Here is a 7,187-nt window from a genome sequence, read left to right on the forward strand (position 1 = left end):
CCGGCAGGAATCCAAACCCTTGCCCTACTTTTTCCTATTCAGCCTGCTTTGCCTTTTCTTTACTTTGGCAATTTCGGCATTGATCTTTTTCTTATAGCCCGGCTTCACCTTACGAGGAGATTTCACCATTGATTTTGCTATTTTGTCAGTTTGGTCCTCGGTTTTCTTTCTCGTTTTCCGCTTGTTTCTTTCCCCGATTTCAACAAGGCCATCCTTGCCAAAATCAACATGGTTAAAGGTGATGCCCATTTTTTCAAGCTTGTTTAGAGCATCTTCATCCGAAGCTTCATATACGGTTAACGCGATACCTGAAAATCCTGCCCTGGCAGTTCTGCCAACGCGATGAATATAGAAATCCAAATCACTCGGCAATTCGTAGTTGATGACATGGCTGACACCTTCGATATCAATTCCCCTGGCAGCTAGGTCTGTTGCGACAATATATTGATATTCTAAATCCTGAATTTGCTTCATCATTTTTTTTCGTTCTCGCGGATTAAGGTTCCCGTGAACCCTTCCAACCTTTAGCCCCTTCCCGATTAGGAAGTCGGCGACCTCATCAGCCATTTTTTTTGTATTTGTAAATACGATTGCCAGGTAAGGGTTAAAGGCGCCCAGCACGTTATAGACAATTTCCTTCTTATTTTTATGCCTAGAAGGAAGTATCAAGTGTTCCAGATTATCAGCTGCTTTTTTCTTTGGTTCAATATGGATATATTTTGGGTTTTCCATATATTTTTTTAAAAAGGGCTTTAGCTTTTCAGGGATGGTTGCAGAGAAAACCAGCATTTGAAGCTTCTCCGGCATTCTCGAAGCAATTTTATCAACATCCTCCAGGAAACCCATGTCGAGCATTAAATCGGCTTCATCGATAACGAGCGTCCTGGCATTGTGGACGAATAACGCCTGCTCCTGAACCAGGTCGTTGATTCTGGATGGAGTTCCAACGACAATATGCGGCTGGACCTTCAGCTTCTCGATTGTTTTTTGTTTATCCGTTCCGCCAATATAATTCCGCACTCTAATTTCCTCAGGGCCGTCATAGTGTTCAACAGCCTTTACAAACTGTTGATATATCTGCCCTGCGAGCTCCCTGGTTGGCGCAGTAATCACTGCTTGCACTTCCTGCCTGCCTGGGTCGAGCTTTTCAAGGATTGGCAGAAGATAGGAATGGGTTTTTCCTGTTCCCGTCCTGGATTGTCCAATTGCACTATCCCCTTTTAACGCAGCGGGAATCATTTGTTCCTGTATTTCCGTCGGCTTTTTGAAGCCCATTGAGTCTACTGCCTCTATCAAAAATGGTTTAAGCCTAAATCGTTCGAATTGGTTTTCGTTCATCTTATTGCTCCTCATGTTCTATTATGGAACATACTTATTATCCATCCTGTAATTATAGTAAAGTTTGGGCGAAATCTCCACCCGTAATCCTCTATTTTCATCATTCACTATTTTTATGGATTTCATCACCCTTTTTTCGATTATCAGCTTTCTTAACATTATTGGAAAAGATGCATATTTTAAAAAGAGGATATTATTTGAAAGGAGACAAAAATGATGCCACCTATGCCGCAAATGCGGAGGCAAGGGGGATTCGGGCGCAATCCTATGGGGGGGCCATTTGGCAGGCAAGCAGGCTTTCAAGGTCCGCCCCGCTCCCCTTTTATGGGCCAGATGAATCCAATGCAAAGGCAGCCATCAAGAGGGGGAGGCCTTCTAGCACGGCTTTTTGGAAAATCCCCCCAAGGGCAAGCCGTTGCCGGCCGCGGAGTCGCAGCTGGAACTGGAGGAACGGGAGCCGGCTCCATCCTGCAAACGCTTGGCAATCCGGATGCAATTAACACGTTTCTTGCCAACACCCAAAATGTTTTGAATACTGCTCAGCAATTCGGTCCATTAATTGAACAGTACGGACCGCTTTTCAGAAACCTGCCAGCCATGTGGAAGCTTTACCGGGGACTTAAAAACTCCGATGATAAAAACGAAACGCAAACAAAAGAAAGTTCTGGCAAGGAGAAACCTATCGGCAGCTCGGCGACTGGACCCAAAAACCGTCCCCCAGCAAAAATTGAAGGTGCCCGAAAAAAGGTTGCTGATGAGGAAGACTCACCCCCGTCCAAATCACATTCGGAAAATATTGAAGAATCTCGGGGTGTCTCAAGGCCCAAGCTCTTTTTTTAACAAAGCCATTCGGGTGCCGCTCGCGGCACCCTTTACTGTTCCCCTGTGAGATAATACACTTTGAAGTATTCTTTCAAGTCCTATATACTATATACATAACGTTTATGTCTGATCTTTATAGGAGGCTGTTATGAAAGTCATTAAAATTTCACCGCGCGGCTATTGCTATGGCGTAGTAGACGCAATGGTCATTGCCAGGAACGCCGCCTTAGATAAATCATTGCCCCGCCCTATCTACATTCTTGGAATGATCGTTCATAATAAACATGTGACTGATGCGTTTGCCGAGGAGGGGATTATAACCCTAGACGGGAATAACAGAAGGGAAATCCTCGAAAAGGTTGATAAGGGAACGGTTATTTTCACCGCTCATGGCATCTCGCCGGAAGTTCGAAGCCTTGCAAAAGAAAAGGGACTGGTAACGCTGGATGCAACATGCCCGGATGTCACCAAGACCCATGAATTAATCCGTGAGAAAGAAGCGGAAGGATTCAAAGTCATCTATATCGGTAAAAAAGGCCACCCTGAACCTGAGGGCGCGGTTGGCGTAGCTGCACCGGGGACGGTCTTTTTAGTTGAAACCGCCGCGGACGTCGATGCCCTGGAAATTAAGCATGATAAAATCACCGTGACGAATCAGACGACGATGAGCCAATGGGATGTATCCGACATTATGAAAAGGGTTAAAGAAAAATATCCTCATGCGGAAGTGCATAAAGAAATTTGCATGGCTACACAAGTAAGGCAGGAAGCCGTAGCGGAGCAGGCTGGAGAAGCTGACGTATTGATTGTCGTCGGAGATCCTAAGAGCAATAACTCCAACAGGCTTGCACAGGTCTCCGAAGAAATTGCCGGAACAAAAGCCTATCGAATAGCCGATATCTCCGAGCTGGACCTTGATTGGCTGAAAGGTGCTTCGACCGTTGCTGTTACAGCAGGAGCCTCGACACCGACCCCTATTACAAAAGAGGTTATTGCCTTCCTGGAGCAGTATGATCCAGCGATTCCGGATACATGGGATAGGACAAAAAATGTTCCGCTCTCAAAAATCCTTCCGAAAGTGAAAAAACCGGAAGTACAACTTTAAGCAATTGTTCCGATATGAAAAACCGGCTGAGGGGTCAGCCGGTTTTTTTTGTATCTTTAGATAACCTGGAATGGATCGGTGTCTATTTCTGAAGCGAGGATTTCCGCATCGTATCCAGCATCTCGGCACATTTCTGCTAAAATTGAAGCAAGGCCCTTTTTCATAATTTTTTCGACATTGTGGCCTGGATCGACAATATTCAAGCCCAGCATCAGAGCATCTTGTGCCACGTGATAATAAATATCGCCTGTTACGTACACATCCGCCCCATTGAATTTTGCTGGGGAAAAATACTTATTTCCGTCACCGCCAACAACCGCGACTTTTTTGACCTGAACATCAAGATTGCCGACAACGCGGACAGCTTCAACCCCTAAATCAGCTTTCACTTTTTTTGCGAACTCCCTAAGAGTCATCTCTTCTATCGATCCAATTCTACCCAGTCCAAGCGTTTCCCCTTTGTTGTCCAGCGGATAAATGTCATAGGCGGGCTCCTCGTATGGATGTACCTTCAGCATGGCTGTTATAGCCCTTTTGACAAGCCGTTCAGGCAAGATTGTTTCTATTCTTGCCTCTTGAACCGCCTCAAGGCTGCCCTGGCGCCTGATAAATGGATTTGCGGCCTCACCGGGAAGGAATCTGCCAGTACCTTCCGAGGTATAGGAACAGTGGCTATAATCGCCTATTGCACCCGCGCCGGCATGTCCCAATGCTTCCCTCACTTTATCCGCTTGTTCATGTGGGACAAAAACCACTATTTTTTTAAACCGTTCTTCGTATGTAGGCACTAAAACTTCTGTATTCTCCAGCCCCAGGGCTGAAGCAAGCATATCATTGACCCCGCCATTTGCTACATCAAGGTTCGTATGCGCGGCATAAACAGAAATATCATGTTTTATTAATTTTTCAATAATGCGGCCTTGCGGGGTATCGGTTGCAAGCTTTGCAAGTGGCCTGTAGATTGGGGGATGATGGGCGATAATGAGCTGTATACCTTTCTCAATCGCTTCATCCACGACTTCCTCAACCAAATCGAGAGCGATCAAGATCTTCTCAACCGGCCTGTTCAGCTGGCCGATTTGAAGGCCAACCCTATCCCCTTCCATTGCATATTCCTTCGGTGAAAAAGATTCCAGCAGGCGAATCAATTCGTGGCCGTTTATTTTTTTCATTTCTCGAATACCTCCTCCACAAGCTGTATTTTTTCACGCAGCTCTTTCCTTTTCATCTCGACTTCAAGTGATTCCTGTGCCTTTTCCAGCTGAGCCTGGACGCGTTGCCAGTTCTCTTTTTCCAAAGTCCATTTTTTATTAAAGACAGTTCCTTTATCCTCCAATAAAAACGGCCCGAATAATAACCCTTTTTCCAAACCATTCTTGTAAGGCTTATCTGGATTCCCCTTTTCCGCAACGAGGACTTCATATATTTTTCCGTCTTCCTCAAGGATTGCCTCATCGATTAGCTCCCAGCCATTCTTGTACAGCCATTCCCTGACGGAGATTGCGCTAACGTTGGGCTGAAGGATTAGCCTGTCAACATAGCCTAGCTTCTCCTTCCCGGCTTCAAGGATTTCTGCAATCAAAGTCCCACCCATACCTGCTATTGTTATACAGTCTGCATCGCCGGGGTTAATGACTTCAAGGCCATTTCCCATCCTTACTTTAATGAGGTCTTGCAGCCCTTCGTTTTGCACCTGTTTCTTAGCGGACAGGAAAGGCCCCTCGACGACTTCTCCTGCAACCGCGAAAGAAATCAATTCTTTTTTTGCAAGGTAGCAGGGAAGGTATGCATGGTCAGAGCCGATATCAGCAAGCTTTGCGCCTTTCGGGACAAAGGAGGCAACTGCGGCAAGCCTTTTTGATAATTGCTGAGCATTCAAGTTACGCACCACATTTCAGATTACTTTTTCTCCTACAAGTATAAAAAAAGTCCTTCACATATGCAAAGGACAAAAAAATGACAGAGCTGCCACTCGACTGGCAGCCCTTCAAATTAATTTATTTCTTATCCGCCAGCCATTTGGCCAGTGCGTCTGCTTCTGCTCCCTTAGCAAGACCTGGTGGCATAGTGCCTTTACCATTAAGGATGATGTCTTTGATTTGGGATTCATCCAATCTTGCACCGACATCACTTAATTTTGGTCCTCCGCCCCCCTGAAGCTGATCGCCGTGGCATGCAATGCAGCCCTTATCTTTGTAGAGATCTTCAGGCTTCGCGGCCACCTCAGTCTTTTCGCCGCCTTCCTTATCGCCTTTGGCAACTTCCTTCATGTCGCCTAGCCCTTTGAAGGAAAGCAAGAACATTAACCCGATACCCATCACCATAATTAAAATAAATGGAACTATTGGATTGCGATTCATGTAATACCCCTCCCTTATGTACGAACAATGTGTGTACTATACAAACAACTACTATTTTAGCTGATTTCCGTCAGAAGGAAAAGCATTAAGTTACTTTTGTCACTTTTAAATGATAGAGTTCCAAAAGGCTGGCCCGAAGATTGGCCGGCCAGCCTTTATTGCACTCAACTATTGCTGTCCCTTTAGCTGCAGCCAATTTCCCTTGCAATGACGATGCGCTGGATTTCCGATGTTCCTTCCCCAATCTCCAACAGTTTCGCATCTCTCATATACCGCTCCACATGATAATCCTTCATATAGCCATATCCGCCATGTATCTGGACAGCCTGGTCTGTCACTTCCATGCAAATTTCAGATGCGTAAAGCTTGCACATCGCAGCTTCCTTTGTAAATGGTTTCCCCTGGTCCTTCAGCCAGGCAGCTTTGTACACCATTGTTCTGGCGAGCTCGATCTTCATCGCCATATCGGCAAGCTTGAATTGGATAGCCTGGAAGGAGGATAGGTTCCTGCCGAACTGCTTTCTTTCATTTGAGTACTGCAGCGCCTTATCATAAGCAGCCTGTGCGATTCCGACTGCCATGGCACCAATACCAATCCTGCCTCCGTCAAGCGTAATCAGGAATTGTTTAAAGCCTTCTCCCCTTTTCCCCAAGAGGTTTTCTGAAGGGACTTTAACATCTTCCATAACAAGCTCTGTTGTATTCGAAGAGTGCAATCCCATTTTTTCATAATTGTCGATTATCTTGAAGCCGTTGGCATCAGTCGGAACAATAATGGCACTAATCTCCTTATTTCCCTCCGTTCCGCCGGTTATTGCAGTAAGAGCGAGGTGCTTGGCATAGCTTGCATTCGTAATAAAGCACTTGCTGCCATTGATGATCCACTCGCCATCCTCCTCTTTTGCGGTTGTCCTAGTACCACCCGCATCAGAGCCGGCGTTAGGTTCGGTGAGGCCAAATGCTCCGAACGAATCACCCGTACATATTGGAACTAGGTACTTGCGTTTTTGCTCTTCCGTACCAAACATATTGATCGGTGCCCCGCCTAGTGAAATATGTGCCGAATATGTAATACCCGTTGAGCCGCAGGCCCTGCTAAGCTCTTCAGTTACAATCGCAAAACTAATCGTATCCGCACCGCCACCGCCGTATTCTTCTGGGAAAGGAAGTCCCATGACCCCCATGTCACCAAGCTTTTTAAAAATATCATGGGGAAATTGCTTCGTCCGGTCCCGCTCAAGTGCGCCTGGTGCGACTTCCTCATCGGCAAACTCCCTGATGGTCTTTTTTATCATTTCCTGCTCTGATGTTAAATTAAAGTCCATTAATACCCCTCCAACCCCTATGAATGCGCTTTCTTATCCATTATATGGCGAGGCTATAATTTTCTCAACATTTATAACTTTTGGAAAAGAGTGTATAATGGAATTATTCTGCAGTTCTTTTTTTTCAGGTTCTTCACCACAAAAAAAGTGGTTTTAACAAATGTGTTGATTTGCACTACGGGCACACGCTTTCCGCGGGGCGTCAGTGGAGCCTCCTCGGCGCTAGCGCCTGTGGGG

At 45.8% G+C, this 7,187-nt stretch carries 7 protein-coding genes; 2 read left to right on the forward strand and 5 right to left on the reverse strand.

Annotated features, from left to right (window positions below; all coding sequences use genetic code 11):
- Positions 1-24: 24 nt before the first annotated feature.
- On the reverse strand, positions 25-1,338 hold the full coding sequence (locus AR337_RS06230) for a DEAD/DEAH box helicase (RefSeq protein ID WP_059171159.1): 1,314 nt from the start codon (positions 1,336-1,338) through the stop codon (positions 25-27).
- A gap of 213 nt (positions 1,339-1,551) precedes the next feature.
- Between AR337_RS06230 and vrrA the strand changes: the two genes are divergently transcribed.
- Together vrrA and AR337_RS06240 are read left to right on the forward strand one after the other, a co-directional pair.
- The gene (gene vrrA, locus AR337_RS06235) at positions 1,552-2,178 is read left to right on the forward strand and encodes a VrrA/YqfQ family protein (RefSeq protein WP_082686876.1); all 627 of its coding nucleotides are present in this window, start codon (positions 1,552-1,554) and stop codon (positions 2,176-2,178) included.
- A 130-nt stretch (positions 2,179-2,308) separates the two neighbouring features.
- Entirely contained in the window at positions 2,309-3,265 is a 957-nt protein-coding gene (locus tag AR337_RS06240; protein WP_059171161.1) for a 4-hydroxy-3-methylbut-2-enyl diphosphate reductase, read from the forward strand.
- A 56-nt stretch (positions 3,266-3,321) separates the two neighbouring features.
- Here the strand turns inward: AR337_RS06240 and AR337_RS06245 are convergent, their stop codons facing one another.
- The 4 genes from AR337_RS06245 to AR337_RS06260 all read right to left on the reverse strand — a co-directional run bounded on the left by AR337_RS06245 (position 3,322) and on the right by AR337_RS06260 (position 6,950).
- Positions 3,322-4,437, reverse strand: coding sequence for a Nif3-like dinuclear metal center hexameric protein (locus tag AR337_RS06245; RefSeq protein ID WP_059171162.1), 1,116 nt, complete (start codon positions 4,435-4,437; stop codon positions 3,322-3,324).
- The gene (locus AR337_RS06250; protein WP_059171163.1) at positions 4,434-5,144 is read right to left on the reverse strand and encodes a tRNA (adenine(22)-N(1))-methyltransferase TrmK; all 711 of its coding nucleotides are present in this window, start codon (positions 5,142-5,144) and stop codon (positions 4,434-4,436) included. The genes AR337_RS06245 and AR337_RS06250 overlap by 4 nt, the downstream gene beginning before the upstream one ends.
- 118 nt (positions 5,145-5,262) lie before the next feature.
- On the reverse strand, positions 5,263-5,625 hold the full coding sequence (cccA, locus tag AR337_RS06255) for a cytochrome c550 (protein ID WP_059171164.1): 363 nt from the start codon (positions 5,623-5,625) through the stop codon (positions 5,263-5,265).
- Between the two features lie 182 nt (positions 5,626-5,807).
- Entirely contained in the window at positions 5,808-6,950 is a 1,143-nt protein-coding gene (locus tag AR337_RS06260; protein WP_059171165.1) for an acyl-CoA dehydrogenase, read from the reverse strand.
- Positions 6,951-7,187 lie beyond the last annotated feature (237 nt).

The organism is Bacillus sp. FJAT-27445, assembly GCF_001510665.1.
Lineage (GTDB): Bacteria > Bacillota > Bacilli > Bacillales > Cytobacillaceae > Bacillus_D.